The sequence below is a fragment of the Bacillus thuringiensis genome (assembly GCF_022095615.2).
Classification (GTDB): domain Bacteria; phylum Bacillota; class Bacilli; order Bacillales; family Bacillaceae_G; genus Bacillus_A; species Bacillus_A cereus_AG.
The window spans coordinates 2,701,770-2,726,057 of record NZ_CP155559.1 but is presented as its reverse complement, the minus strand read 5'-3'; the positions used below and the strand labels follow the sequence as shown (position 1 = coordinate 2,726,057).

The window sequence follows — 24,288 nt, the reverse complement described above, 5'->3', positions numbered from 1 at the left end:
GTGAACGTATGAATGTCGGACTATCACGAAGGCGAACGGGTATTTGGTTTGGACTAATATCTTTCATCTTGTTATCAAACTATTTATTGTATGCTCTTCCGATTGTACCAGATGCTCCGAAAGAAGTAGTTCTCGGGTCATTATTAGATTGTATGTTTGTAATTCCAATCATCACGTATTTCTTTATTATTCGAAAAAGATACTCGTTAACGTATATATTTCCTATTGTAATAGCTGGTTATATTTTTGTAAGATTTATTATTCCAAGTGACTATTTACAATCTTTTTCATATGTTTCTTATATTATTGTTGCGGGAGAAATTGCATTTGTTTGCTTAGAGTTATTCCTTCTATATAAAATTGTTAGAATGCTTCCTAACATAATAAAAAGATATAAAGAATATAAAAGTGAGTATTCTTCATTTTCTTATGCAATTGATGCAGCGTTTGACGCTACTATGAAAAGAAGTAAGTTAGTAGATATCATTGTAACAGAGTGTAAGTTAATCTATTATGCATTTTTATCGTGGCATGAAAAAGTACCAAAAGGTGAATGCGTATACTCATATCACAAAAAGACTGGTGCAATAGGTGTATACATCATGATGATCCATGCGACCTTAATAGAAAGTATCGGTTTTCATTATTTACTTCATCAATGGAATCCAGTAATAGCATGGATTTTGCTTATTTTAAACGTGTATGCAATGTTTTATTTTTTAGCTGAAATACAAGCAATGCGTAAAAATCCGATTATCATTACAGAAGAACAAATAATTATTCAAATCGGATTAGGAAAGAAAATTATTATACCATTTGCACGCATCGATACAATTGTGTTTTATAAAGGAGAATCTTTAAAGAAAGAGAAAGAGGTCCTTGACGCAACTGTGATGGAATTTATAAAGGAACCTCCAACATTTGAAATAACACTAAAAGAGCATGTAAAAGCGCAATTGTTATATGGATTTTCTAAAACAGTAAGCCGTGTTCACTTAAATGTTGATGAGGAACGGAGATTTTATGATATGGTCACAGAGAAGTTGAAACGTGGATAATGCTACTAATTTTCATCGTGCGTTTGGTGTGTATGGCATTTGTATCGAAAACAATCACATATTAGTAATTGATAAAATTAAAGGGCCATATAGAAATCGGTATGATCTGCCTGGTGGTAGTTTAGAAGATAGAGAATCAATATTAGCTGGACTTCATAGAGAGATTAAAGAGGAGACTGGGCTAAATGTAACGGTAGTAAAACAAATAGGTACAATTGATTTTCAATTTCCATCAAAATTTAAGGAGTACACACATGTACATCATATTGCAGTTTTCTACGGTGTTGAAAGGCGCGAAGGTGAATTCGTAGTACCGGAGCAATTTGAAGAACAAGATTCATTAGGAGCTAGATGGATTCCTATCGAAAACATTACAGAAGACAATTCATCTCCGCTTGTATGTAGTGCAGTAGAGTGGCTGAAAACAAATGAGCTTCCATTAGAAGTGAAAAAATATGAAACATGGACAGTAAAAAACTCCTTCTAAAATAAGAGGGAGTTTTTATTGTGTAACTGGAGATCAAACACTTCTTTATCACTATATAAACGGATATAATTGAGACTAGAAATAGCATAAGGGGAAACAAAGAATGAATAAATTACTAACACTTAAAAGTAAAATTGTAGAAAGAAAAATCCGGTATGACTCGACCATAGTAGATCACACTTGCTTATTACTTGAAAAGCAGCTGCAAAGTATCGTGTTATTTCATGAGGTTCAGTATTCATTTACAATGACTGCACATCGTGCGAGTTTAACAATCCCAAAAGGAAGTTACACCATTGCATACTACTGGGAAAATCGTCCGTACAATTTATACATTTGGAGAGATAAGAATGGAATGTATTTAGGTTCTTATTTTAATATTGTGAAAAATACGCAAATTACAGACAAACTAGTGTCATTTGAAGACTTAATTATTGATATTTTGGTACTTCCAAGCGGAGAATATTTTATTTTAGATGAAGATGAATTACCTGAGCCTTTAGAGGGTTTTGAGGGTGGTTATGTGAATGAAGCTCTTTATGTATTAAAGGAAATAATTCGAAAATCGCTTCCTCAAATGATTGAAGAAACAGAAATGGTGCGGCCAAAATAAAGTTTAATCGATTTGAAAAGAAAATATGTGCTTAATGAAATTGAGTAGTCTTAAGTTATATGAACTAACTTTTTTGATAAATCTAAAGTTAGAAGCATATTTCTCGGGGTTACTCTTTTTTTGTAGGGATTTAGTAAGTAAACAAAATTACAATACATTTACGAATTTGTATGCTAAGTTTTGAAACTGATTTTACATTTTTATTAAAAAAGATTGACTGAATTAAGTTCAGTCAATTATGATTGAATCAGATTCAGTCGTGAAAAAAACATAATGGGAGATGACCTATGAAAAGAATATCAAAAGAACCAGATATAAGAAGGCAAGAATTAATGGATATTGGATTTGAGCTATATATGAAAAATGGTATGAAAGGATTTGGCATTAAAGATGTTGTGAATCATGCTGGTGTAGCAACGGGCTTATTTTATTATTACTTCAAGTCTAAAGAGAATTTTGTTGATGAAGTATTAAATGACTTTATTGTGAAAAATATGGAGTTAATCGAAGAAATACTTATTTCTAATGAACGGTCTGTCATGCAAAAGATGAAAGCTTCTCTAAATATATTTTGGACATTTATCGAAAAATTAGCACCTTATAAAAATGTAAGTTCGTTTCAGACGGAACAACATTTTCAACTGGAACAGAAATTATTTACGCGAATGCAGCCATTAATTCGACAAGTAATCGAAGAAGGGGTGAAAACTAGGATTTTTAATACTGATAACTCATTATTAGCATCAGGATTTATTTTATACGGTCTTAGCAGTATTGCTGATTCAGAGGTGAATTTGAATCTAGATACGAAGCAAGAAATGATTAATTTAGTATTAAATACACTACGATACGATCAAAGCGAAGGAGAATGTATATGAAAATTATTATCGATGGAAACAATATTTCGAATGAACAACTTACAAAATGGAAAAGAGAACGTATTAAAAAAGTTTTAAATACATTAGGGCATAAAGAACCGGAATTAAATGATACAGACGTTATGATAAAAAAACTAACGGAACTAAAGTTAAATTATTCATACAATGAAATGTATGCTAAGTTAAAATCTAAACTTAAATTAAGTGAAATGGGTATGCGTATTTGTACTGTTTTATCTGGCGATAGACGAAGTTTTTCAAAAACAAGTATCTATTTATACGGGATTACAGCAGAAGAGGCGATAAATGGAATTGATAGTTTTATGCTTGAACAATCACGTGAAAATGATCAAGTGAATTTATCAGCTTGTCCTGATCACTATGTACTAAGACCCTTTGGGGAAAATGAATTAGAGGTTATTGAAACTACTGGTAATTCTCCGTTTCCGGTTCAATTTTTTATTGTTTATGGTGACGAAACGGGATTGAAGACACCTAGAGATAAGTCTTATCAATACCAATCAACAGGTGTTGCACGTATGAAAGACGGTACTACTATTGGTGGAGTTCGACATCAATTCAAAGATACAGATACTGGAATAGAAGTAAGTCTAGTTGTAGAGTTTCCAGCACTTTGTCCTAATAGCCTTATTAAATCGCATCAAATGCATTTGGCATGTGAGTTTTCTTATTGGCTACAGTGGATTAAGGACCATAAAAAATAGTTTTCAAATAAACAACATTCAAGATGTTCAAACAAATCATACGTATGTTTTAATAAAACCGAGTTGACTTATCGGAAATATTTGTATAATATGTACTTAATTCCATTACGTATTGCTGATTGGAAAAACCAAAGGCATTTTATCATTAGATAAAATGCCTTTGGTTTTTTTATTGCATAAATACGGATTCTGTTCATTTAAATGAATCATTTCAAGGAGGGGGAAAAATGACTGTTTCAATTGATGGAGTATCAAAATATTTTTCGAAACAAACTGGTACTGTTCAAGTATTAGAAGATATTAATTTCCAATTAGAAAAAGGGGATTTTGTTACAGTAATTGGTCCGAGTGGTTGCGGAAAAAGCACACTATTAAAAACTATTGCAGGTTTAGACAGCGATTTTGAAGGTGAAGTCATTATTGATGGGGAGCACATAACAAAACCGAGTAAGAAGCAAGGGTTTATATTTCAAGAACACCGTCTGTTTCCATGGTTAACAGTCGAAGAGAATATTGCAGCTGATTTGTCATTAAAAGATAAGTATGTGAAGGATAAGGTGAAAGACTGGGTTGAAATCGTCCGGTTAGACGGTTTTGAAAAATCATATCCGAAAGAAATATCAGGCGGGATGTCACAACGTGTTGCGATTGCAAGAGCATTGCTAAGGGATCCGAATGTATTATTGCTTGATGAACCATTTGGCGCACTTGATGCGTTTACCCGAAGTCATTTGCAAGAAGTGCTGCTCAACATTTGGGAACAAAAAAAGACGACAATGATATTCGTTACACATGATATAGACGAAGCCATATATCTTTCGAATCGAATTATTATTATGAGTGCAAAGCCTGGAAAAATACATAAAGTGATTGAAAATAATTTACCTTATCCGCGTAGTAAAACTTCGGAGTCATTCCAAGAAATTCGAAAGAAAGTATTACAGCAGTTTGAACACGGGGGACTAATTCAAACAAGTATATAGAGAAAGAGTGAGTATATATGTATAAGAAAATCAAAGTTCTTTCTTTTGCTTTAGCTATTTCTTTATTTTTATTCGGATGTGAAAAAAGCACAGCGAGTAGTAAGAAGGAAGATATAACAGTACAAATTGGTATACAGCAAGGATTAAGTCCACTATTACTCGCACAGAAAAAAGGATGGTTTGAAGAAGAGTTTAAAAAAGAAGGGGTTAAAGTGAAATGGACGGAGTTTCAAAGCGGGCCTCCCTATTTTGAGGCTATCGCATCGAATCGATTAGACTTTGGTGAAGTTGGGAACTCCCCAGTTATTTCCGCGCAAGCAGCAGGTATTGAATTTACCGAAATCGCTAATACAAGTTATGCAACAAAAGGAACAGGAATTCTTATACAAAAAGATAGCAAGATTACGAGTGTAAAAGAATTAAAAGGTAAAAAAATTGCAGTTGCAAAAGGAAGTAGCGCTTTTAATTTATTGTATCGAGCACTAGATAAGGAAGGTATCAATGCAAAAGATGTAAATGTTATTCAGTTACAACCAGATGAAGCACAGCCAGCATTTGAATCAGGAACAGTAGATGCATGGGCAATTTGGGATCCTTTCATATCGTTACATACGGTAAATAAAGAAGCGAAGGTGATTGCAGATGGTGACACATTGAATGTTTCTTCACCAGAGTTTTTAATAACAAGAACAAAGTTTGCGAAAGAACATCCAGAGTTAGTTGAGAAATTCCTCAAAATTTATGAAAAAGCACGCATATGGCAAGATGAAAATTTGGATGAAGCAATAAAAATATATACTTCAACCAAGAAGATAGATGCAGAGATTGTAAAAGAAGTGTTTAATCATGACAAACCCATTTTAGTTCCAGTAACGAAAGAAATAATAGCAGAACAACAAAAGACAGCAGATTTTCAATTTAAGCTCGGTTCTATAAAGAAAGAAATAAAGACACATAAAGTTGTAGATAATTCTTTCGTAGAAAAAGCATTAAAGGCGAAGTGAAAAGAGGTTTTATAAATTGGAGAATACGAAAGCGGTTATGAAAAGGGCGAGTATAACGATTGGCAAAAACAATGTAAAGAAAGAGCGAAAGACGAATGTAAAAGTGCTAGTAAGGGCGATTACTATACCGATTATCGTATTAATTATTTGGCAGTTAGCCGGCGTATTCGATTTAGTTTCTAAAACAGTTTTACCGACGCCATTACATATAATTCTAGCTTTTCAAGAACTTATAAAAACAGGAGAGTTATTCGGTCATTTAAGTATTAGTGTATTCAGGGCTGCGGCTGGTTTCTTTATCGGCGGAAGTTTAGGAATTATTTTAGGAACGATTGTTGGATTTTCAACGAGAAGTGAGCAATATTTAGATCCGTCAGTACAAATGTTACGAACTGTACCTCATTTAGCTGTGGCACCGCTTTTCGTATTATGGTTCGGCTTTGGCGAAACATCGAAAGTGTTATTAATTGCAGATGGTGCATTTTTTCCTTTATACGTTAACGCGTTTTTAGGAATACGAGGTGTAGATTCAAAGTTATTTGATGTTGCGAGAGTGTTAGAGTTTAGTAGAAGAAAATTAATTACGAAATTAATTTTACCATCAGCATTGCCGAACCTATTACTCGGTGCAAGATTGTCCTTAGGAGTTGCATGGGTGAGTTTAGTAGTAGCAGAACTTATGGGATCTACAGAAGGTATTGGCTATATGATTATGGATGCAAGGCAATTTTCAAATACAGATATTGTATTTGTCGGTATTATTATCTTTGCATTCGTTGGGAAGTTTTCTGATTCACTCGTACGTTTACTAGAAGTGAAATTCTTAAGATGGCGAGATAATTTTAAAGGAGAGACAGGGAATTAACATATAAATTATTAGGGGTAATTTATATAGAGTATTTTAGTATACGCTTTAATATAAATAAGGGGTGTGTAAAGATATGGAATTGTTATGGTTTATTCCAGCTTATGGAGATGGTCGATATTTAGGGACGACAAAAAGAGGAAGGGCAGCTGAATATGGTTATTATAAGCAAGTTGCACAGGCAGCTGATTACTTAGGATATACAGGTGTGTTACTTCCAACTGGTCAAGGGTGTGAAGATCCATGGGTATTAGCATCTGCACTTGCAGCCGAAACAGAGAAATTAAAATTTTTAGTAGCAGTTAGACCAGGACTTATGTCACCGACAGTTGCAGCGAGGATGGCATCAACATTTGATAGAATTTCAGATGGGAGGTTACTTATTAATGTAGTAGCTGGAGGAGATCCTGTTGAATTGCAAGGCGATGGATTATATCTGGAACATGATGAAAGATATGAAGCAGCGGATGAATTTTTAAAAGTTTGGAAATCGACCTTACAAGGTGAAACGATCTCTTTAGAAGGAAAGCATATTAAAGTTACGGATAGTAAAGTTGTATTTCCTCCGGTTCAAACACCGTATCCACCAATTTATTTTGGCGGATCGTCTGCTGCAGGTAAAGAAGTGGCGGCTGAACATAGTAATGTATATTTAACGTGGGGAGAGCCGCCAGCGCAAGTGAAAGAAAAAATAGATGAAGTAAAAAAACTTGCGGAAGGGAAGGGGCGTAAGGTGCGATTCGGCATCAGGTTACATGTAATTGTAAGAGAGACAGAAGAAGAAGCATGGGAAGAGGCAGAACGTTTAATTCAATATGTAGATAACGAAACAATTGAGCTTGCTCAAAAGACATTTGCAAGATATGATTCAGTTGGTCAAAAACGAATGACTCATTTAAATAAAGGTACGAGGGAGTCGTTAGAGATAAGTCCTAACTTATGGGCTGGCATCGGGCTTGTAAGAGGTGGTGCAGGTACTGCGCTTGTTGGGGATCCGTATACAGTAGCAGAAAGAATAAAAGAATATGAAGCGTTAGGAATTGATACGTTTGTTTTATCAGGATATCCTCATTTAGAAGAAGCATATGAAGTGGCAGAACTGTTATTTCCTTTATTGAAAGAAGAAAAGGAGCAAGAAAAGAAAATTGTTGGCGAAATGATAGCTGATGCATTTGCACTAAAAAAATAATGAGAAATAAAAAAACTCGCAAGTAAATCACTTGCGGGTTTTCATCGTAAACTATTAGAAAATATGGTAAAATTAAATAGTAACTTAAGGTACGGTTGGTTGTTCAATTATCACTTCTCCGAGTAGGAGGGGGGTGATAATAAGTGAGTGAAATAGCGTTGTTATTGCAAGGTGGACTGTTTCTCGTTGCATTGTTAACGTTCGTCGTCGTTTTAATAGACAAGCTCAAAAAATAACAACCCACCTATGCCAATAGAATGTGGGTTGTTTTGTTTGTAAGAAACAAATAGGATAAATGAACAATCCAATCTGCTAGGTTACGTGGACTAGTGTGTAGCCGCACACTAGTCTTTTTTATTTATATACAATTAATAATTAGTTTATGTGATTGTATTGTTCTTTTCATACTCATTATAACACAGTGTCTTTTCATCAAGAAAGGAGACCGTATGTTCTGATTTCAATTAAATCGAAGGGGTTGTTTCTTTAAATAGCCCATCCATATACTGTTTTAAAGTTTGGATATAAAATTCCTGCTTATTTACATTATTTACACCGACAATGGGTGATGAAAGTTCATATCTTTTTTCTGATAAATGAACGACAACATCAAAGATATCAAATAGACGAATGAAGCAGAACAGGCCATCTTTATCACTTAATAAAATAAAGTAATGGTTTTCACTATTTGTATTTAATGTATTCCATAAAGAACTTTTGCTTAAATCGCGTACAATGCTCTTTTCTTTTAATTCCATGAAGTCGGCATTTGATAAAATATTAGAAATATCAATCGCATCTGGATCTTCAAAATAGCCATCAACAGCTTGTACAGCGAAAGTATAAGCCATTTTTAATACGCTCATCTTGTATTTGCGGTTATCTAAAAGTAATTCACGTTGAATAGAGCTAGCTACTTTCGTTACACGTTCTTCTTTCCAAATTTCATTATGTAGTGAAATATCGTGCTTTTTACATAGTTTCATAATTAATGCATTGGAATAAAGTATTTCATCACTTACTTCTACAACATCTGTCTCAGCCGCTGCAAGTTCCTCACCATGCTCATTCGTATAGAGGGGGGAGTCAATCTGTCTTTTCATTTGCTCAATCTTAAATTGACTTAATTTATGCCGAATTAAAGGACGATCAATATTTGTTGTCATCTGTTCATGACAAGTATCACAAAATGAGTTTGTGAAATAATATCCACATAATATTTCTGGGATGACATATTGTTCACTAAGTTCTTTCGTATCTTTTCTGCAAATGATGCATTGTGTCATTTTTATCACCTTTACCTACAAATTTGTATGTATTCTTATTGTAGTGTATTTATTGGTATTTTGGAATATTGTAAAGGAAAATATTATGTGAAATTGTTGCTTATTTTGGTACAATGAAGAGAAGTGCTAGTTTAAAGGAGGATGTTTTTTGAAATCGAAAGTGCACTTTTGGACATTAGAAGTGCTAATGGTTGTAGCGATCATATTTATTTGCACAAAAATATCGTTTCTATTTCAACCGATTGGTATCTTCATATCAACATTGTTTTTCCCAATCTTAATCGCGTTATTTTTATACTTTATATTTAATCCTGTATTAGTCTTTTTGGAGGAGAAAAAAGTACCTAGAAATTTAGCGATATTACTGTTATATCTTTTTATTATAACATTAACTGCGGTTGGAGTTGGGGTAGTTGTTCCAACGATCTCACAACAGCTAATGGATTTAGTAAAAAATATGCCAAGTTATATAAAAGAGGGAAAAGTATACATACAAGATTTATCCCATCATAGATTGTTTGAATGGTTATCTACACAAAACTATGTTTCCATTGAAACAATTGAAAAAAATGCAATTGAATACTTAAAGGATATACCAAACACAATTACGTCGAGTGCAACGGCTTTATTTGGTATTATAACGAACGTCGCATTAGTTATCTTTACAGTACCGTTCATTTTATTTTATATGTTTAAAGATGGACATGCGTTTCCAGGGAAAGCAGTTAGTTTATTACCTGAGTCTTACCGTGAAGAAGGACTTCGTATTATTAAGGAAACGAACGAAACATTATCTGCATATATTCAAGGACAAGCGCTCGTTTGTATATTTGTAGGTGCTTTTACTTTTATCGGTTATTTAATTATCGATTTACCGTACGCTTTCGTTTTAGGAATTATAGCAGCATTTACAAATATCATTCCTAACTTAGGTCCATTTATCGGTGCAGCACCAGCTGTTATTGTAGGTCTGTTCGTATCTCCGATGCAAGCGTTGTACGTAATTATTATCGTAACAATTGTACAACAGTTTGAAAGTAACATCATTTCACCGCGTATTATGAGTTCGAAACTGAATATCCACCCGCTAACAATTATTATTTTAATTTTAGGGGTAGGTAACTTTGCGGGAATTATCGGAATGATTTTAGCAGTGCCAGTTTATGCAGTAACAAAAACAGTTGTATCGAACTTAGTGAGATTGTTTAAGACGAAACGAAGTAATCGGAAATAGTATATGTTGAGAAAGATACACCGCTTTTTAAGTGGTGTATCTTTTGTTTATTACTCAATGTCAAAAGTGTGAAAATGTAGTTTTATTATATATTTATTACATATCAAATATAGACATATACTTGTGTGATATAATGTCTATAAAACTATGTGGAATCCCTCTGAATTATCCAAATCATTTCTTTAGAACGTGCTATCAACATCATAATCGACTCCTTTCAATTTTTATATTTTAAAGGTTTATAGGTGAGAATAGTATTTGCTTCTACGATCTCGAATTTCGTCCATAATCTGTTTATATTGTTGTTCTTGCTTTAATTCAGTTTCAGAAAGGGTTTCTTTCTGAATTGTGATTGTTAAAAAGAAAAGGTGAAACTTCATAATACATTCCTCCTTTCGAAAGGAATTATAGATGGCTACAGTAGTGACTTTGACGTTCTTTTACATCTTCCATAGCTTTATTAATTTGTTGATCATGCAATATCTCACTGTCTGAAAACTTAGTTTTCTGAATCGTAATGGTTAAAAAGAATACTTTAAATTTCATTAGTTTTTTGCTCCTTTATAAATTATTTAGAAAAGACGGCTGTAATAAAAAGCTTGACGCTCTTTCACTTCGCCCATAATAGTTTGAATGTGTTGTTCACGTAAAATTTCTTTCTGAGAAAGCTTACGTTTTTGAATAGTGATAGTTAAAAAGAATGCTTTAAATTTCATTACATATTACCCCTTTAAAAGTTAATTAGAAAAGACGGCTGTAATAAGAGGCTTGACGCTCTTTTACTTCGTTCATAATAGTTTGAATGTGTTGTTCTCGCAAAATTTCTTTCTGAGAAAGCTTACGTTTTTGAATAGTGATAGTTAAAAAGAATGCTTTAAATTTCATTACATATTACCCCTTTAAAAGTTAATTAGAAAAGACGGCTGTAATAAGAAGCTTGATGCTCTTTCACTTCGTCCATAATAGTTTGAATGTGTTGTTCCCGCAAAATTTCTTTCTGAGAAAGCTTACGTTTTTGAATAGTGATAGTTAAAAAGAATGCTTTAAATTTCATTCGGATATTGCTCCTTAAAAATATATTTTTAATACATTTGCGTATAGTATGAACTTTTAATGTCAGTCATTTTATCAGTCAGTTGTTTTAATTGTTGTTTACGAATGATTTCTTCTTCAGATAAAGTGTCTTTCTGAAGTACAGTTGTAAAAAAGAAAATATGAAAGGTCATAAATGAATTCCTCCTTCCGAAAAGGAATTACAGGTGATCACAATAAAGTGCTTGGCGCTCCTTAACATCATTCATAGCTTTTTCAATTTGTTCATTATGAAAAATTTCATCTTTGGAAATTGTATTTCTTTGAATCGTAATACTTAAAAACAATACGCTAATAGTCATCGAATGTTGCTCCTTTCTTTAAAAAATAATATAAGAGGCTAAAAAATCGCACAAAAAAGCCACAGGAAGATATAGTTCTCCTATGGCTAGGCGTGAAAAAGCCACAGGAAAGTATACGACCTCCTGTGGCGAATTTATGAATTAATAGAAATAAAGTGCGATTTTCAATTCTCCATTAGGGTGGTCGAATTCATATTTAATTGTCCGAAAAACAAAGGTGCAGTTAACGCTAAAGTTAAAGCATGTAATTGTAATTTCATCATTTTATTCGACCTCCTTTTAGAATTTTTTCTTACGTTAGTAAGTATATACAATTAATGGATAATTGTAAACATAAAAATTGAAAATTTTTAATTTTGATTAAAATGCGTATGTTTTAAAGGGTTTTGAGTAGATGTATTGTAGTTAACGAAATATCGATAAAAATGGGGGATGCTAAATGAAATATATGCATCGTAATGTGGTTGTTATGCTAACAATTTTTTTATTTATTACTGCTTGTTCTAGCGGAGAAAGAATAAAAGAAATATCTGATGTTGAACCGGTTGATTTTAAGAAATATTCGGGGACATACGTTGGTAATAATTCAGATGTGGTTGCAATTGTTAATCATTTACCCGGTGGTGAAACATTTCAAAGTATAAGTTTGGAGAATGAAAGCATAAAGGTGAACTATGGTGCAAAAGGGAATGGAACCCTTACAGAAGACATGGTTGAGACGTATTGGTTTGATGGTAAGGATACGATGAAGAAGAATTTTCTCTTTAACGTTATTTATTTAGCGATTTTAGTACCAAATGCGAAAAGTTACGAGTTTCAAGTAGAAAATAAAAATTTCACGATAAAAAGAGAAGAGATACTATCAATCCTGTATGTAAAATTTGATGATTTTCCAAAAGAAAATGGTATATGGGATAAAAAGAAAGTAGTAAAGTTCCTTAACGATAATAATGAAAAAATTACAATGCTTATAAATGATAAAGATTTTCGGAAATCTTTATTTGTTAAATATCCAGTGAAATAATTGGAGGGACAAAGATGGAGATTGTATACAAAATTTCTTATCATAGAATGAAGGGTCATTATTTACCTAAGTTAATACAAGCAATTAGCCTCGTTAGTGAAGAAGATTTGTGGAAGCAAGGGAACTCTGTTAATTCAATTGGTGGAAGTGTATTGCATATTTGTGAACATATTTATAGAAATACTAGTCGTTATAAAAATCCCAATATAGTTTTTGAAAAGGGAATTGAAGAGTATTTTCCAGTAAAAAGACAAAGTTCTGAAGTTTTGCTACAGTACGTTGAAAAAGTATTTGATGAATGGGGAAAAGCATATATACAATCATGGGAAGAAAAAAGACATATTGAACTTCATGGTTTATTACATTTAGTGGGGCACACAAGTTATCATTTAGGGCAAATAGTAGATCGTACAAAGTCAATAAAAGGACAACAATTTAACTTTTGTCAAAATGGTATAAATGAAAAGAATTTGAGAACAAGAGTTGAAACTTTGAACTTTTAGAAAGAGAGTCATTTTTAAATAAATGACTCTCTTTTTTTTGTAAAAGAAATTTATGGAAATAAATATTTTTATGTGATATGGTTAATTACATAAGTAATGAACCTAAGAACCTAAGGTGGTGAAATTGTGAAACCTACTCTGGAGCAAAATAAATTAATATACTTACAAATTGCAGAAACGATTGAATCTGATATTTTAAAAGACATATTACTTGAAGAAGAACAAGTTCCATCGACAAATCAATTTGCGAAGATGCTACAAATTAATCCAGCTACTGCAGCTAAAGGGGTAAATGTATTAGTGGATGAAGGGATTTTATATAAAAAGAGAGGGATCGGGATGTTTGTTGCAAAGGGAGCGAAAGAAGTCGTACTTAAAAAAAGACAAAAGACTTTTATGACCGAATATTTACCTAAAGTGTGGGAAGAAGCGAAAGTGTTAGAAATATCAAAAGATGAATTGATGGATATGATTCAAAAAATTACGAAGGAGGGGAAAGAGGGATGATTGCACTTGAGACGAAAGATATAACGAAAAAATATAAAAAGAAAATAGCTGTAAATGAAGTAACACTTTCATTGGAAGAGCATAAAATATATGGTTTGCTTGGGAGGAATGGAGCAGGAAAAACGACACTATTAAATTTACTAGCAGGACAAATAACTTCAAGTAGTGGAAGTGTATTAATATTTGGTGAAAATGTATTTGAAAATAGTAAAGCGATGCAAAATATTTGTTTTGTTAGAGTGAAAGAAGAAGCTCGTTTAAGTTTTAAAGTAAAAGAAATTTTTAAGATGTGCAGCCTGTTTTATAAAAACTGGGATGGAAAATACGCTGAAGAACTTGCTGATAAATTTCAGCTTAATATGACAGTGAAATACCATAAACTATCACACGGTATGCAAACAGTCGTCGGAATTATTCAAGGGTTAGCAAGTAGAGCACCAATTACTATTTTTGATGAACCAACTACAGGTTTAGACGCAGCGCATCGTGAGTTGTTTTATAGTTTACTATTAGAAGATTACGGTGAGTATCCAAGAACAATTATATTATCAACACATTTAGTAGAAGAAGTAACTCATGTTATCGAAGAGGTAATTATCATAAAAGAAGGAAGACTGATTGTTCAATCATCTGTGGAGAATTTATTACAACAAAGTCATATTATTTCAGGGAAAAAAGATAAAGTGGATGAGTTTTCAATCAATAAAAAAGTTATAAATCGAGAAGTTTATGGAAATAAGGGGATTGTTGTTTTATGGGAAGAGCTTTCTAATGAAGATTATTATTCTCTTGAAAAAGAAGGGTTACTGATTGATAGAATTACATTACAAAAACTATTTATTCACATAACTGGTGGTGAAATAAAATGACGATTTTAATGAAGCAGTTGAAGTTACATATAAATTTTCATTACAAAGCAATTTTAATATTTTGGATTACAGCATTACTTATAAAAGGAATTACAAGTGTAATGGATTTGAGAGAAATAAGAGAAGGATTTTTACAACATATATTAAATAATCCTTCGATTGCAATTACACTGTTTATAGTAGTAAGTACTTTTATCATACAGGATGATGTGTTTCGTTTAGCAGTTTCATTTGGAGTAACGAGATTACAGTTTTTCATTGGATCAGTTTTCTATATCTTATTACAAGCTGTGGTTTTCTCATTCCTTCAAGTGATTTTTTTGAAAAATACATTGTATAGTACAGTAAATATTAGTTTAGGAGAACAATCAGTTAAACAGTTTATTGTACAACTATTATTGTATGTTACAATAGCAACTTTCTTTCAAGTAGTAGTAGTGATTAAGAAACGTTTTAAGTGGATTGGTCTTATGATTGGTGGAACATTTTTTATATCATTGAATAGTGTGCTTTATGCAGAAGTAGGAATACAGGATTTAAATTCTACATCTAATCTATCTTTAATAGATATCCCATACTTTATTGTCATTTCAATTATATTAACTATCGTCTATGTCGTGACTAGCGGTATATTTATTCGAAAGGTATCATTTGAGCAAACAATTTAAAATATAATTAAGTATATATTTGAGGAGAGTAGGAAAAACAAATGGGAGACACATCTTCACTCATTACAGTCTTTTTATGCATTGCACTACTAATATTTTGGCGTCGATATCGTTCTATGCATAAGCCAATAAAGGGATCGGGAAAACGTATTTTATGGCCATTACTATTTTTAACACCAGGTATTGTATGGTTTTTGGGTCCCGTGCATCCAGCTATATTACAAGTAGTTATAGCGGTATTTATTGGTGTACTTTTCGCTGTACCGCTTATAGTTTTAACAAATTATGAGCGGAGAGATGATGGGAATATTTACACGAAAAAAAGTGCTGCCTTTTTAATTACTTTTATTGCACTTGTCGTTTTGAGATACGGTTCAAGACAATATATTGTTGACTTAGATCAGCAAACAATAGGTTTATTATTTTATGTTGTTGCAGTATCGTATATTATTCCTTGGAGAATTGCCTGTTATATAAAGTTTAGGAAAGTTTGGCGGGAAAATAATAATCACACTATATGAAAACTTCTCATTTGAGAAGTTTTTTTATTTTTACATGTAAGCAAAACAAGTTGTTGAAGGGCAGGCTGTTATTGAATATGATACATATTATAATGAGGAAAAGTTGAGGGGATAAAAATGCGTACAATTTTAGTTTTTCTAAATAATATTTCCATCGATAAAATAGAGAACATTAGACATAAACATGATCCTTTATTTGGATTAATTCCACCGCATATAACAATCGTATTTCCATTTAAGAGTAATATTTCAAGTGATGAATTAAAATCTCATATTTTGAATTTATCAAAAGGGGTAGGAAAAATCGAAATTGAGTTTGCAAATCATATTACTAGTGTAGGAAACTATTTGTTTTTAGAAGTTGAGGGAGGGAAAGAACAAATAGAAGAACTACATGATAGGCTATATACAGGACCTTTAATACCATTTTTGAAAGAAGATATTCCGTACATACCGCATGTAACAGTCGGGAGAAAAGAAAGTGCTGAGTTAGCTGCTAAAGTAGCTAAGGATATTCATAGTTTCCCTGAAAAGTTACAATGTGTAGTTGATAGAATTAGTGTAGAGCGAATTGGAGAGAACGGGGAATCAATTATTGAATTTGAAGTACCGTTGCAAAAAAGCTGACAAGCGTCAGCTTTTTTTATTCGTAATGTAAAGTAGAGCACCAATCGCACCGCTATTACCACCATCGCGTAAAAAGATTGGTGTTTTATTTTGATATTTTGTGTAGTTACTAATAATATTTTGAAGGTGTACGTTATTACATAGAGTCGAACCAATATAAATAATATGGTCAATGTTTTTTGTTTCGGCAAATTGTAGGCTTAATGCAGTAACGACTTCACCGACAAGTCCTTGCACAGTTGCTAGTATATCAGAGCTGCTAAAATTTGAATCTGTTTTAGTAGCTTTGCCGAAATTACTTGCAGTTAAGCTATTATCAATAGGAGAGAGAATGCCATCATAAATATCTCCAACCGTAATATCTAGTGCTTTTCTAGAACCTAATTTTGTTAAAGGAATCACATCTTCAAAATGATCTATATTTGTTAATAATTTTGAAAGCCCCATAATAGTACCACCGCCAACACCGGTACCACCAGCTCGAACATATTTGTCGTTATAAACGTAATGAATGGAAGTACCTGTACCGATATTTGTTAATATAAAGTTATTTATATCATATTTTTCTTCTTTTAATATGTATTGGACACCTACTAGAGTAGCTTCAAATTCGTTTCGTTCTACTATTTTATATGAGTGTGAAAGTAGTTGCTGTAATTGTTTTGCTTTACCACCTGTAATACATATTTGTTTTATACGAGTGTTTTTCTTAAGCCAATCTATTATTTTATCTTGTTCATTTGAATAAAATTTTTCAAAAGCTAATTGCTTTTGTTCGTTCAAATAAGCAATTTTCGTTAATGTTCCTCCAGCATCGATACCGATAGTACTTTCCATTTTCTTGCTCCTAACCAAGTGATTTGTTTACTCTATTCATGTTGGTGAGACGAATTTGTAGGAGGTAGATACCCCGCGGATTAAATCGTCTCTAATCTGCTTGATATATTAATAGCTTTTCCACAGTTACAATCGGCTGATTATTAACAGTTGCAGTACCTTTACCGAGAATAAAACCTCGACGATTGCGAGTTAATTCATAATATAAATCAAGTTTATCACCGGGATATGCGTTTCCATGGAATTCAACCCCATCTAATGAGGAGAGGAACCCTAGACCTTCAGAGTCATTTGGATGTACAAATGCACTAACCTGAGCAAGTGCTTCTACAATTAGCATATGAGGCATATGTTTTTGACTATCATTTATAAACCATTCATTATTCGTAATGAGTTTATATCCTGTAACAGATTCACCAAGTTTTACATTTGTTACTTTATCAATCATTAAAAATGGATAACGATGAGGAAGAGTGTCTTTAATGTGCATATGAGAGTACCTCCAATGAATAATACCCCTGCTACAGTTAAGCAGGGGAGTTACCATTAATTTTTAACTAATTCATTTACTTTTTCAAGAGAAAAAATACCACTATTTCTAATGTTTTCAACAACTTGTTGTAACACATCTTTATCTTGAACGAGTGCAATACGTACAAAGCCTTCTCCGTGAGGCCCAAATGCATGACCTGGTGTAACAACGACATTCGCACGATCCATTAATGCATAAGCGAAATCTATAGAAGTCCAGCCTTTCGGAATTTCGGCCCAGACGAACATACTACCAGCTGGTTTATCAACATTCCAACCAAATGTTCGGAATCCATCAACTAAAGTATCTCTACGTTCTTGATAAATACCGCGATTTTTCTCGCAAAACGAAGCGCCATTTCTTAGTGCAGCTGATGCTGCTTTTTGAATTGGTAAAAACACTCCGTAATCTGTATTTGATTTAAACTGCGTAAGTGCACGAACAATTTCTTCATTACCAATCATATAACCAATACGGCTACCTGCTAAACTATAGCTTTTTGACAAAGAGTTGATTTCTACGCCAACTTCTTTAGCCCCAGGTACAGAGAGGAAGCTAATTGGTTTATTACCATCAAAATAAAACTCAGCATAAGCAAAATCATGGACAACAATAATGTGATGCTTTTTCGCGAATGCAATTACCTCTTTAAAGAAATCTTCATGAGCCATTGCCGGAACTGGATTCCCTGGGAAGTTTAAAATCATCATCTTCGCTTTATCGGCAATTTCTTCAGGAATTAGCTCTAAGTTAGGTAAGAATTCATTCTCTTTCTTTAATGGCATGTAATAAGATGTTGCACCAGCCATTTGAATACCTGTTTCATAAGCTGTATATCCTGGATCAGGAACTAATATAATATCTCCCGGATTCGCATAAACCATAGGTAAATGAACGAGTCCGTCTTGTGAACCCATTAATAATAAAACTTCTTTATCGGCATTTAAAATAACGTTATGAGTGTTGTTGTAATATTCAGTTACAGCTTCGTGAAATTCTTGAATACCACTTAATGTGTATCCATAGCTTTCTTTTTCACTTGCTGTATGTACCATTTCTTCTCTTACAAAGTCAGCAGGCGGCATATCAGGATTCCCGATACTTAAATCAATCATTTTGTGACCTGCTGCAATTTTTTCTTTTTTATAGGCCCCTAATTCACTAAATATAGAAGATTGGAATGCTTTCATTCTAGTTGCTAACGTGTAAGTCATCAAAACCCCTCCTAAAAACAGTGTTTTCTTTCTGCGTTTTTAATTATTCTGAAAACACATGGTTACATTTTATCATTTTTTTATGAAAATTAAAACGATTGACAAATTTAGAGGGAGGATAAAAAAACGCAGAAAATATTTTCTGCGTTTTAAATGAAGGGTAATCATTTCTTCTTATATGTACATAATTTTTCAACTGCATAAAAGTATACGTTTAATTTGCCATCGACAACTTGTATAGTTTGATCCGATGTAAATGAGTTACCATAATCAATGTGATACGCATTAGAATCCTTTACAAATGAGCCTTTGTATAAATCTTCTTTTTCCTTTGATGTTTGCATCTCTACTAAGTTTTGAACAATTTTTTCTTTCTTTTCTTCTTTTACAACTGTTTCAAATTTATAAGATGCAGGGCAAAGACCATTTTTGTTGTCAACAACTTCCCAAGAACCGTATATATCATTATTACTACATCCGCTAAGTAGTATGATGAATAATGGAATAATTAATAGAACCTTTTTCATTTTGTACTCCTTTCTTTTCATTTTTAATAAACGTGCGAATTCGATAGGTATATTGTAATAAATAAAGTTTAAATTTTTATAAAGAATTATTTAATTTCATATAAAAATTGGGGGGAAGGTAAGGTTTTTAAAATAAAAAGGCATGAATCTAATGTAATACAGATACATGCCTAGTGTGCTATCTTATATTTTGTTTTTTGAGAATAAATGAAGCGGAAAGAAGAATGACAATGCCGTTTAAAATATACACATTTACAATGGAAGAAGTTAGGTTAATTGCTCCAAAACCAGTTTTATCGAATATAGAAGTGAGTGCCGTAGTTGTCAAAAAAATAATAGGCGTTAGCAGTAAAAATATGAAGCCTGCCAGAACTCTCCTTTTAAAGCTATGTTGAGATAGGGAAATCGCTAAAAAGTTTATGATGCTAAACATAACTAATACAACAAAAAGGATAATAAATAACTGGATGCCATCAGACATTTTGCGCCTCCTATATACCTTATTTATATATTATATTCGAAAGCAAAATGGGTACTCCTTTAAATCATTTCAGTAAACGTGTTAAATTATATATAACAAAAAGCATGGATTCATCTAATACTACTAAATCCATGCTTTTTGTTTATGTTATAAATTCGCAGATTGCGAAGGCTGTTTTTCGTATTGTTTCTGTTTAGATAATGAAATGAAAATAATTAATAATGAAATGACACCGAAAATTAAGACCATGTACTGTAAACCAATCGTATCTAAGAAGAAACCAGTACCGAGTAAAACGATTTGGAACATAACTCTCTCAAACATATTACGGAATGAGAAAAGACGGCCGTGATAGCTTTTTTCCACTTTCGTTTGGAAAATTGTCGACATAATAGGGAAGAAGCAACCGACACTAAAACCAAACAAACCAAATGATGTAAGTGACATCCATTTTATATCGCTAAAGAACAAGGAAAGGTGTGCAAAAGCGGTACAAACTGCGAAGAAATATAATAATTTTTCAGGTTTGAAATGGTCAGATAAACGTTTAATAACGAAGGCCCCTAACATAAATGCGACACCTTCAATTGTATAAATAAAGCCTTTAATCGTTGGATCATGTTGCATTTCACTAATGTTGATTACCATTAAATTAAATCCGGCTATAAATAATAGAGGGATAATACTTAATATAAGTGCTGTAAAAGCAATAGGAATTCCTTTTAAAATACGAAATACTTCCATAAAGCTATTATCTTTTGTAGCTTGTTTACTTGGTGTTGTTGATTTCTTATCTTCGAATTGTAGGAAGAAAGTTGAGAGGAATAATAAAGCGTACGCTGCCATTGAGAAGGCATACATATACTGTAAACTCATTACAACTAAAAGAATTCCACCTAGTGAAGTACCCGCAATACGAGCGATTGTACCAACGTTCATATGTACACCGTTCATTTGTAATAACTCATGCTCACGTACGATGAGTGGAATTACAGATTGTAATGCAGGAAAGTAAAATGCTGCTGAAATTTGAAGAGCAACCATAAATGCAATCATAAATGCGATACTTTCAAATTGGATAGCGAAAAACATGAAAATAACACTTAAAACTCGACCGAATCCAGCGTAAAGAAGAACTTTTTTCTTTTCATACTGATCAATTATGCGACCAGCCATAGGACCAACTAAAACACCGGCTAATAGTCCGATAAATAATATAACTGATTTCATGAAATCAGAAGGGACATATTTTTGCATAAATTCAAGGTTGCCAAGAATACCAAGCCATAACCCTAGACCAGCAATAAACTCCCCAATTAAAACGATCCAAACATTTTTATTACGCCACATAATATAAAACCTCTCCGTCTTTTAAAATGAAAAACTCGTATATAAAACCTCCTTATTTTATGTATTATTTATAACGAACTTTTTTAGAGTCAGAGTCTATATTACGTGTTTCATGAGTGGAATTCAATCTTTTTGATTTGTCAAAAATTTGATGTGTTAATTGATGAAATAAGTGAATCAAAACGTAAAAAAATTATGATTAAAGCTAATAGAGAGTAAGGATAAATATAAAAAAGCAAGAACGTATAACTACGTCTTGCTTTTCTCAAGTACAAAATTAAACATTAATTTCTTTTAGCAACATTTACGCTCTTGTCCAATAGCTAAAGCGCTAAAAGATAGAGGACCAACAACTTCTGCACTTGCACCACTAGTAAGGTTTTCTACAGTTAATGAATATACATGAGTTCCGCAGTTTAAATCTTGATCTATAGCTTGAAATGTTTGAGCGTAGAATTGTTCAGAATCTGTTGATTCAATACCTACTTGTGTATTGAAAATTTCAACGTTATCACGGAAAATTCGAAATAATACTTGTGAAATCTCAGTTATACCTTCAACTCCAACTGTAGCAATTAATTCCACACGATTATTACGTGCGTCTCTTCTTGAAATTTTTAATTTGATTTTTGCAAGAATTGCTCTATCTGGAGAAGCTGGAATTGCAAAAGTTGTTTCACCAGTTTTACTAATAGGTTGAGTAGCTTGGTAATCAATGATATGAGTCATGTTCGTCACCTCCTCATATACTAAAATATGAAAGCAGTGATGAATTAGCTTGGACAAATACTAGAATATTTTAATAGAGTACACAACAATTGTTGAAAAGAAGTAATTTACATAAAAGCATCAAGAATATATCACAATAAGATGATGTTTTTCTTAATGCTTTTTGTAATTAAGCAGAATATTCTTCTTTACGTACTTCAAAAAATTCATTACGTCGTAAGTAATTATAGATTTTCTCTGAAACCTTTTCTTCTTCAGACACTAAGAAACGATGATCAAAAGCGTAGAAAGATTGACCTTTAATTAATTTTACGTAATACATATTAAACGCCTCCTGACACTTGATTATTACTTGCTTCATATTATGATGGCCTATATGTCTGCTAAAAATACTTGGAGTTTCAAAGGGGTAAGTAAAGGGATGAAAGAGCTTACAATTCTGTAAGGTTTATGTCACCTTTTTCGATAGTTTACATTCATCAATCTCTTCTATACTACAAATAAGTTACATAAAATAAGGGGGTAAAAAGATGGATGAAGTAATCGGAGAAGTAGTAGCAGGTATTTGTGAATTTGTAGTAGAAGTAACAGCTGATGCTATTGGGAATTTAGTTTCCGGGAATGATGAGGAAAAAGAAACATTATAATAGTTTGTAAAAGTATACAGATGATCCAAATATAAAGACTGATTTCTAAAAAGGAGTCAGTTTTTTATTTTTTACATTACATTAATTTTATTTGAATATTCATTTGTTATTATGTTTGTGAAACCCATAAAGGAGGTGAATAAATAAAGATGTCGAATTTAGGGTCTGATTTATCTGATTCTCGTTTGATTGTGGCGAATGTGGAGGAAAAGGAATATCACTTTATTGTCCGTGAACATCCGATTGTAGGGAAAATTATATCGCTATTGGAAAATGGAAAAGAATATGGTTTAATAGATAAACAAATCGCGAATAAAGATAAATTTATAAAATCGGAGCTTACTAAATTAGAGTATTTTAACATAGATGTTCTATATCATACACCTGGATGGATATGGATTGGCATGGATCAATCTGGTTTACATGCTCGTGAGGCTACTTATAACGAAGTAGACGTTATTAGGAAGTTGAAAGAGGATTTATATTATATAGATGTATATGAAAAAGTAAAAATGTAATAAATATTTAGTCAGGCTAGGGGACAAGTTCCCGTAGCCTTTTTTGTTTAGCAATAAAACGCAAAATCTATATTATGTTGATGATAGGACAATATGATAAGAAGTAAGCTGAAAAGAGGATTTGAAAATACAAAAAGAGAACTTTAATTATTACATGAATCCTATATGTAAATAACAATAGAAAGAAGATGATAAAATGAATAAAGAAGAGCTTGTAAAACAACAGTTTGGTAATAATGCGGAAAAGTATGTAAAAAGTAAAATTCATGCAAAAGGACCGGATTTACAATATGTAGTTCAACAAGTGGAGTCTCGTCATAATAAACGTCTTCTTGATATTGCTACTGGCGGAGGACATGTTGCGAATGCATTAGCTCCATTGTTCCAAGAAGTAGTTGCTTTAGACTTAACAGAAAAAATGTTAGAGAATGCGAAAAACTTTATAAAAAGTAATGGACATGAAAATGTATCTTTTGTCGCTGGAAACGCTGAAATTTTACCGTTTTCCGATAGTTCTTTTGATACGATTACGTGCCGAATTGCAGCACATCATTTTACGAATCCAGCTCAGTTTATATATGAAGTAAATCGTACGTTAGAACATAATGGATTGTTTATTTTAATAGATAATGTTTCACCAGAAAATAATGAATACGATACATTTTATAATTTTATAGAAAAAAAGCGGGATCCGAGTCATGAACGAGCGCTGAAAAAAACAGAATGGATTACTTTGTTAGAAAAAAATGGTTTGCAAATGCAGTCATGTCTTACTTTTGACAAGAAATTTGATTTTGATTGGTGGTGCGATATGATGAATGTACCTTTGCAAAAGCGTGTGAAGTTAACAGAATGTATGATGAAAACATCAGTTGAAATGCAAGAATTCTTCAACATTCAATATGAAAATAATAAAATCAAGTCGTTTTATACCGAAATGGCGTTGTTTATATGTAAAAAAAGCGCGACATTAAAAAGATAAATTTCTTGCAGTCTTTTCAAAGTACGGTATACTTAG

The 24,288-nt window shown here is 32.4% G+C and carries 36 protein-coding genes; 20 read left to right on the top strand and 16 right to left on the bottom strand.

Going from position 1 to position 24,288, the window contains the following annotated elements; all coding sequences use genetic code 11:
- Positions 1-8 precede the first annotated feature (8 nt).
- From KZZ19_RS14200 to KZZ19_RS14155, 10 genes are all read left to right on the top strand, one after another.
- The gene (locus KZZ19_RS14200; protein ID WP_098342022.1) at positions 9-1,058 is read left to right on the top strand and encodes a hypothetical protein; all 1,050 of its coding nucleotides are present in this window, start codon (positions 9-11) and stop codon (positions 1,056-1,058) included.
- Complete coding sequence (locus tag KZZ19_RS14195) at positions 1,051-1,545, top strand: NUDIX hydrolase (RefSeq protein WP_237980185.1); 495 nt, start codon at positions 1,051-1,053, stop codon at positions 1,543-1,545. Before KZZ19_RS14200 ends, KZZ19_RS14195 begins: the two co-directional genes overlap by 8 nt.
- A gap of 103 nt (positions 1,546-1,648) precedes the next feature.
- Positions 1,649-2,158: a DUF402 domain-containing protein gene (locus KZZ19_RS14190; protein ID WP_237980187.1), complete on the top strand. Its 510-nt coding sequence runs from the start codon at positions 1,649-1,651 to the stop codon at positions 2,156-2,158.
- Positions 2,159-2,445: 287 nt separating this feature from the next.
- On the top strand, positions 2,446-3,036 hold the full coding sequence (locus tag KZZ19_RS14185) for a TetR/AcrR family transcriptional regulator (RefSeq protein WP_237980189.1): 591 nt from the start codon (positions 2,446-2,448) through the stop codon (positions 3,034-3,036).
- Positions 3,033-3,761 carry a hypothetical protein gene (locus tag KZZ19_RS14180; protein WP_237980191.1) on the top strand — a complete coding sequence of 243 codons (729 nt, stop codon included), beginning with the start codon at positions 3,033-3,035 and terminating at the stop codon, positions 3,759-3,761. Before KZZ19_RS14185 ends, KZZ19_RS14180 begins: the two co-directional genes overlap by 4 nt.
- Before the next feature lie 227 nt (positions 3,762-3,988).
- On the top strand, positions 3,989-4,744 hold the full coding sequence (locus KZZ19_RS14175; protein WP_237980193.1) for an ABC transporter ATP-binding protein: 756 nt from the start codon (positions 3,989-3,991) through the stop codon (positions 4,742-4,744).
- Between the two features lie 17 nt (positions 4,745-4,761).
- A complete protein-coding gene (locus KZZ19_RS14170; protein ID WP_348637994.1) occupies positions 4,762-5,748 on the top strand; it encodes an aliphatic sulfonate ABC transporter substrate-binding protein in 987 nt (328 codons plus the stop codon).
- A gap of 16 nt (positions 5,749-5,764) precedes the next feature.
- Entirely contained in the window at positions 5,765-6,613 is an 849-nt protein-coding gene (locus KZZ19_RS14165) for an ABC transporter permease (RefSeq protein ID WP_088096728.1), read from the top strand.
- A gap of 76 nt (positions 6,614-6,689) precedes the next feature.
- Entirely contained in the window at positions 6,690-7,802 is a 1,113-nt protein-coding gene (ssuD, locus tag KZZ19_RS14160) for an FMNH2-dependent alkanesulfonate monooxygenase (protein ID WP_098342025.1), read from the top strand.
- 143 nt (positions 7,803-7,945) lie between these two features.
- On the top strand, positions 7,946-8,038 hold the full coding sequence (locus KZZ19_RS14155; RefSeq protein ID WP_001289320.1) for a putative holin-like toxin: 93 nt from the start codon (positions 7,946-7,948) through the stop codon (positions 8,036-8,038).
- Positions 8,039-8,266: 228 nt separating this feature from the next.
- On the opposite strand, the gene KZZ19_RS14150 is transcribed toward KZZ19_RS14155, so the two are convergent.
- The gene (locus KZZ19_RS14150) at positions 8,267-9,088 is read right to left on the bottom strand and encodes an HNH endonuclease (RefSeq protein WP_237980197.1); all 822 of its coding nucleotides are present in this window, start codon (positions 9,086-9,088) and stop codon (positions 8,267-8,269) included.
- Positions 9,089-9,236: 148 nt separating this feature from the next.
- Between KZZ19_RS14150 and KZZ19_RS14145 the strand changes: the two genes are divergently transcribed.
- On the top strand, positions 9,237-10,322 hold the full coding sequence (locus tag KZZ19_RS14145) for an AI-2E family transporter (RefSeq protein ID WP_088096725.1): 1,086 nt from the start codon (positions 9,237-9,239) through the stop codon (positions 10,320-10,322).
- Between the two features lie 239 nt (positions 10,323-10,561).
- Here KZZ19_RS14145 and KZZ19_RS14140 read toward each other — a convergent pair whose 3' ends face one another.
- From KZZ19_RS14140 to KZZ19_RS14110, 7 genes are read right to left on the bottom strand one after another with little or no spacing between them, the layout of a single operon-like run.
- Positions 10,562-10,702: a YrzI family small protein gene (locus KZZ19_RS14140; protein WP_087953365.1), complete on the bottom strand. Its 141-nt coding sequence runs from the start codon at positions 10,700-10,702 to the stop codon at positions 10,562-10,564.
- A gap of 25 nt (positions 10,703-10,727) precedes the next feature.
- Positions 10,728-10,868, bottom strand: a complete 141-nt coding sequence (locus KZZ19_RS14135; RefSeq protein WP_000669813.1) for a YrzI family small protein — start codon at positions 10,866-10,868, stop codon at positions 10,728-10,730.
- A 26-nt stretch (positions 10,869-10,894) separates the two neighbouring features.
- Positions 10,895-11,038 (bottom strand): YrzI family small protein, encoded by a 144-nt coding sequence (locus KZZ19_RS14130; RefSeq protein ID WP_088096724.1) that lies wholly within the window; start codon positions 11,036-11,038, stop codon positions 10,895-10,897.
- Between the two features lie 25 nt (positions 11,039-11,063).
- Complete coding sequence (locus tag KZZ19_RS14125; RefSeq protein ID WP_098342027.1) at positions 11,064-11,207, bottom strand: YrzI family small protein; 144 nt, start codon at positions 11,205-11,207, stop codon at positions 11,064-11,066.
- Between the two features lie 25 nt (positions 11,208-11,232).
- Positions 11,233-11,376 carry a YrzI family small protein gene (locus tag KZZ19_RS14120; RefSeq protein ID WP_060631250.1) on the bottom strand — a complete coding sequence of 48 codons (144 nt, stop codon included), beginning with the start codon at positions 11,374-11,376 and terminating at the stop codon, positions 11,233-11,235.
- A gap of 28 nt (positions 11,377-11,404) precedes the next feature.
- Positions 11,405-11,548 carry a YrzI family small protein gene (locus KZZ19_RS14115; RefSeq protein ID WP_098342028.1) on the bottom strand — a complete coding sequence of 48 codons (144 nt, stop codon included), beginning with the start codon at positions 11,546-11,548 and terminating at the stop codon, positions 11,405-11,407.
- A gap of 27 nt (positions 11,549-11,575) precedes the next feature.
- Entirely contained in the window at positions 11,576-11,716 is a 141-nt protein-coding gene (locus KZZ19_RS14110) for a YrzI family small protein (protein WP_000156189.1), read from the bottom strand.
- Between the two features lie 439 nt (positions 11,717-12,155).
- Between KZZ19_RS14110 and KZZ19_RS14105 the strand changes: the two genes are divergently transcribed.
- The 7 genes from KZZ19_RS14105 (at position 12,156) to KZZ19_RS14075 (ending at position 16,435) form a co-directional block, all read left to right on the top strand.
- The gene (locus tag KZZ19_RS14105) at positions 12,156-12,740 is read left to right on the top strand and encodes a DUF4825 domain-containing protein (RefSeq protein WP_237980200.1); all 585 of its coding nucleotides are present in this window, start codon (positions 12,156-12,158) and stop codon (positions 12,738-12,740) included.
- 14 nt (positions 12,741-12,754) lie between these two features.
- The gene (locus KZZ19_RS14100; RefSeq protein WP_237980202.1) at positions 12,755-13,243 is read left to right on the top strand and encodes a DinB family protein; all 489 of its coding nucleotides are present in this window, start codon (positions 12,755-12,757) and stop codon (positions 13,241-13,243) included.
- A gap of 126 nt (positions 13,244-13,369) precedes the next feature.
- A complete protein-coding gene (locus KZZ19_RS14095) occupies positions 13,370-13,750 on the top strand; it encodes a GntR family transcriptional regulator (protein WP_088096720.1) in 381 nt (126 codons plus the stop codon).
- Complete coding sequence (locus KZZ19_RS14090; protein WP_237980204.1) at positions 13,747-14,619, top strand: ABC transporter ATP-binding protein; 873 nt, start codon at positions 13,747-13,749, stop codon at positions 14,617-14,619. Before KZZ19_RS14095 ends, KZZ19_RS14090 begins: the two co-directional genes overlap by 4 nt.
- Positions 14,616-15,287, top strand: a complete 672-nt coding sequence (locus KZZ19_RS14085) for a DUF4052 family protein (RefSeq protein ID WP_088096718.1) — start codon at positions 14,616-14,618, stop codon at positions 15,285-15,287. The genes KZZ19_RS14090 and KZZ19_RS14085 overlap by 4 nt, the downstream gene beginning before the upstream one ends.
- A 41-nt stretch (positions 15,288-15,328) precedes the next feature.
- On the top strand, positions 15,329-15,808 hold the full coding sequence (locus KZZ19_RS14080; RefSeq protein ID WP_237980206.1) for a CcdC family protein: 480 nt from the start codon (positions 15,329-15,331) through the stop codon (positions 15,806-15,808).
- A 117-nt stretch (positions 15,809-15,925) separates the two neighbouring features.
- Complete coding sequence (locus tag KZZ19_RS14075) at positions 15,926-16,435, top strand: 2'-5' RNA ligase family protein (protein ID WP_237980207.1); 510 nt, start codon at positions 15,926-15,928, stop codon at positions 16,433-16,435.
- Positions 16,436-16,441: 6 nt separating this feature from the next.
- Here the strand turns inward: KZZ19_RS14075 and coaW are convergent, their stop codons facing one another.
- The 8 genes from coaW to KZZ19_RS14035 all read right to left on the bottom strand — a co-directional run bounded on the left by coaW (position 16,442) and on the right by KZZ19_RS14035 (position 22,427).
- Positions 16,442-17,272 (bottom strand): type II pantothenate kinase, encoded by an 831-nt coding sequence (gene coaW, locus KZZ19_RS14070; RefSeq protein ID WP_237980209.1) that lies wholly within the window; start codon positions 17,270-17,272, stop codon positions 16,442-16,444.
- A 91-nt stretch (positions 17,273-17,363) separates the two neighbouring features.
- On the bottom strand, positions 17,364-17,762 hold the full coding sequence (locus tag KZZ19_RS14065; protein WP_098884874.1) for a 3-hydroxyacyl-ACP dehydratase FabZ family protein: 399 nt from the start codon (positions 17,760-17,762) through the stop codon (positions 17,364-17,366).
- A gap of 56 nt (positions 17,763-17,818) precedes the next feature.
- Positions 17,819-19,018 carry an LL-diaminopimelate aminotransferase gene (locus KZZ19_RS14060; protein WP_237980211.1) on the bottom strand — a complete coding sequence of 400 codons (1,200 nt, stop codon included), beginning with the start codon at positions 19,016-19,018 and terminating at the stop codon, positions 17,819-17,821.
- Positions 19,019-19,182: 164 nt separating this feature from the next.
- On the bottom strand, positions 19,183-19,545 hold the full coding sequence (locus tag KZZ19_RS14055; RefSeq protein ID WP_088096712.1) for a hypothetical protein: 363 nt from the start codon (positions 19,543-19,545) through the stop codon (positions 19,183-19,185).
- Positions 19,546-19,723: 178 nt separating this feature from the next.
- Positions 19,724-20,026: a hypothetical protein gene (locus KZZ19_RS14050; protein ID WP_088096711.1), complete on the bottom strand. Its 303-nt coding sequence runs from the start codon at positions 20,024-20,026 to the stop codon at positions 19,724-19,726.
- Positions 20,027-20,173: 147 nt separating this feature from the next.
- Complete coding sequence (locus KZZ19_RS14045; RefSeq protein ID WP_088096710.1) at positions 20,174-21,376, bottom strand: MFS transporter; 1,203 nt, start codon at positions 21,374-21,376, stop codon at positions 20,174-20,176.
- Positions 21,377-21,670: 294 nt separating this feature from the next.
- Complete coding sequence (exsC, locus tag KZZ19_RS14040; RefSeq protein WP_088096709.1) at positions 21,671-22,105, bottom strand: exosporium protein ExsC; 435 nt, start codon at positions 22,103-22,105, stop codon at positions 21,671-21,673.
- Between the two features lie 169 nt (positions 22,106-22,274).
- Positions 22,275-22,427 (bottom strand): YqbF domain-containing protein, encoded by a 153-nt coding sequence (locus KZZ19_RS14035; RefSeq protein WP_000291907.1) that lies wholly within the window; start codon positions 22,425-22,427, stop codon positions 22,275-22,277.
- A gap of 474 nt (positions 22,428-22,901) precedes the next feature.
- Here KZZ19_RS14035 and KZZ19_RS14030 point away from each other — a divergent pair, with 474 nt between their 5' ends.
- Together KZZ19_RS14030 and KZZ19_RS14025 are read left to right on the top strand one after the other, a co-directional pair.
- Positions 22,902-23,270: a hypothetical protein gene (locus tag KZZ19_RS14030; protein WP_088096708.1), complete on the top strand. Its 369-nt coding sequence runs from the start codon at positions 22,902-22,904 to the stop codon at positions 23,268-23,270.
- 196 nt (positions 23,271-23,466) lie between these two features.
- On the top strand, positions 23,467-24,252 hold the full coding sequence (locus KZZ19_RS14025) for a class I SAM-dependent methyltransferase (RefSeq protein ID WP_088096707.1): 786 nt from the start codon (positions 23,467-23,469) through the stop codon (positions 24,250-24,252).
- Positions 24,253-24,288 lie beyond the last annotated feature (36 nt).

What these genes read in the sequence shown, in the direction of transcription:
- KZZ19_RS14200 (WP_098342022.1), top strand. Translation starts at nt 9, where the DNA reads ATGAATGTCGGACTATCACGAAGGCGAACGGGTATTTGGTTTGGACTA.
- KZZ19_RS14190 (WP_237980187.1), top strand. Translation starts at nt 1,649, where the DNA reads ATGAATAAATTACTAACACTTAAAAGTAAAATTGTAGAAAGAAAAATC.
- KZZ19_RS14185 (WP_237980189.1), top strand. Translation starts at nt 2,446, where the DNA reads ATGAAAAGAATATCAAAAGAACCAGATATAAGAAGGCAAGAATTAATG.
- KZZ19_RS14180 (WP_237980191.1), top strand. Translation starts at nt 3,033, where the DNA reads ATGAAAATTATTATCGATGGAAACAATATTTCGAATGAACAACTTACA.
- KZZ19_RS14175 (WP_237980193.1), top strand. Translation starts at nt 3,989, where the DNA reads ATGACTGTTTCAATTGATGGAGTATCAAAATATTTTTCGAAACAAACT.
- KZZ19_RS14170 (WP_348637994.1), top strand. Translation starts at nt 4,762, where the DNA reads ATGTATAAGAAAATCAAAGTTCTTTCTTTTGCTTTAGCTATTTCTTTA.
- ssuD (WP_098342025.1), top strand. Translation starts at nt 6,690, where the DNA reads ATGGAATTGTTATGGTTTATTCCAGCTTATGGAGATGGTCGATATTTA.
- KZZ19_RS14150 (WP_237980197.1), bottom strand. Translation starts at nt 9,088, where the DNA reads ATGACACAATGCATCATTTGCAGAAAAGATACGAAAGAACTTAGTGAA.
- KZZ19_RS14140 (WP_087953365.1), bottom strand. Translation starts at nt 10,702, where the DNA reads ATGAAGTTTCACCTTTTCTTTTTAACAATCACAATTCAGAAAGAAACC.
- KZZ19_RS14135 (WP_000669813.1), bottom strand. Translation starts at nt 10,868, where the DNA reads ATGAAATTTAAAGTATTCTTTTTAACCATTACGATTCAGAAAACTAAG.
- KZZ19_RS14130 (WP_088096724.1), bottom strand. Translation starts at nt 11,038, where the DNA reads ATGAAATTTAAAGCATTCTTTTTAACTATCACTATTCAAAAACGTAAG.
- KZZ19_RS14125 (WP_098342027.1), bottom strand. Translation starts at nt 11,207, where the DNA reads ATGAAATTTAAAGCATTCTTTTTAACTATCACTATTCAAAAACGTAAG.
- KZZ19_RS14120 (WP_060631250.1), bottom strand. Translation starts at nt 11,376, where the DNA reads ATGAAATTTAAAGCATTCTTTTTAACTATCACTATTCAAAAACGTAAG.
- KZZ19_RS14115 (WP_098342028.1), bottom strand. Translation starts at nt 11,548, where the DNA reads ATGACCTTTCATATTTTCTTTTTTACAACTGTACTTCAGAAAGACACT.
- KZZ19_RS14110 (WP_000156189.1), bottom strand. Translation starts at nt 11,716, where the DNA reads ATGACTATTAGCGTATTGTTTTTAAGTATTACGATTCAAAGAAATACA.
- KZZ19_RS14105 (WP_237980200.1), top strand. Translation starts at nt 12,156, where the DNA reads ATGAAATATATGCATCGTAATGTGGTTGTTATGCTAACAATTTTTTTA.
- KZZ19_RS14100 (WP_237980202.1), top strand. Translation starts at nt 12,755, where the DNA reads ATGGAGATTGTATACAAAATTTCTTATCATAGAATGAAGGGTCATTAT.
- KZZ19_RS14090 (WP_237980204.1), top strand. Translation starts at nt 13,747, where the DNA reads ATGATTGCACTTGAGACGAAAGATATAACGAAAAAATATAAAAAGAAA.
- KZZ19_RS14085 (WP_088096718.1), top strand. Translation starts at nt 14,616, where the DNA reads ATGACGATTTTAATGAAGCAGTTGAAGTTACATATAAATTTTCATTAC.
- KZZ19_RS14080 (WP_237980206.1), top strand. Translation starts at nt 15,329, where the DNA reads ATGGGAGACACATCTTCACTCATTACAGTCTTTTTATGCATTGCACTA.
- KZZ19_RS14075 (WP_237980207.1), top strand. Translation starts at nt 15,926, where the DNA reads ATGCGTACAATTTTAGTTTTTCTAAATAATATTTCCATCGATAAAATA.
- coaW (WP_237980209.1), bottom strand. Translation starts at nt 17,272, where the DNA reads ATGGAAAGTACTATCGGTATCGATGCTGGAGGAACATTAACGAAAATT.
- KZZ19_RS14065 (WP_098884874.1), bottom strand. Translation starts at nt 17,762, where the DNA reads ATGCACATTAAAGACACTCTTCCTCATCGTTATCCATTTTTAATGATT.
- KZZ19_RS14060 (WP_237980211.1), bottom strand. Translation starts at nt 19,018, where the DNA reads ATGACTTACACGTTAGCAACTAGAATGAAAGCATTCCAATCTTCTATA.
- KZZ19_RS14055 (WP_088096712.1), bottom strand. Translation starts at nt 19,545, where the DNA reads ATGAAAAAGGTTCTATTAATTATTCCATTATTCATCATACTACTTAGC.
- KZZ19_RS14050 (WP_088096711.1), bottom strand. Translation starts at nt 20,026, where the DNA reads ATGTCTGATGGCATCCAGTTATTTATTATCCTTTTTGTTGTATTAGTT.
- KZZ19_RS14045 (WP_088096710.1), bottom strand. Translation starts at nt 21,376, where the DNA reads ATGTGGCGTAATAAAAATGTTTGGATCGTTTTAATTGGGGAGTTTATT.
- exsC (WP_088096709.1), bottom strand. Translation starts at nt 22,105, where the DNA reads ATGACTCATATCATTGATTACCAAGCTACTCAACCTATTAGTAAAACT.
- KZZ19_RS14035 (WP_000291907.1), bottom strand. Translation starts at nt 22,427, where the DNA reads ATGTATTACGTAAAATTAATTAAAGGTCAATCTTTCTACGCTTTTGAT.
- KZZ19_RS14030 (WP_088096708.1), top strand. Translation starts at nt 22,902, where the DNA reads ATGTCGAATTTAGGGTCTGATTTATCTGATTCTCGTTTGATTGTGGCG.
- KZZ19_RS14025 (WP_088096707.1), top strand. Translation starts at nt 23,467, where the DNA reads ATGAATAAAGAAGAGCTTGTAAAACAACAGTTTGGTAATAATGCGGAA.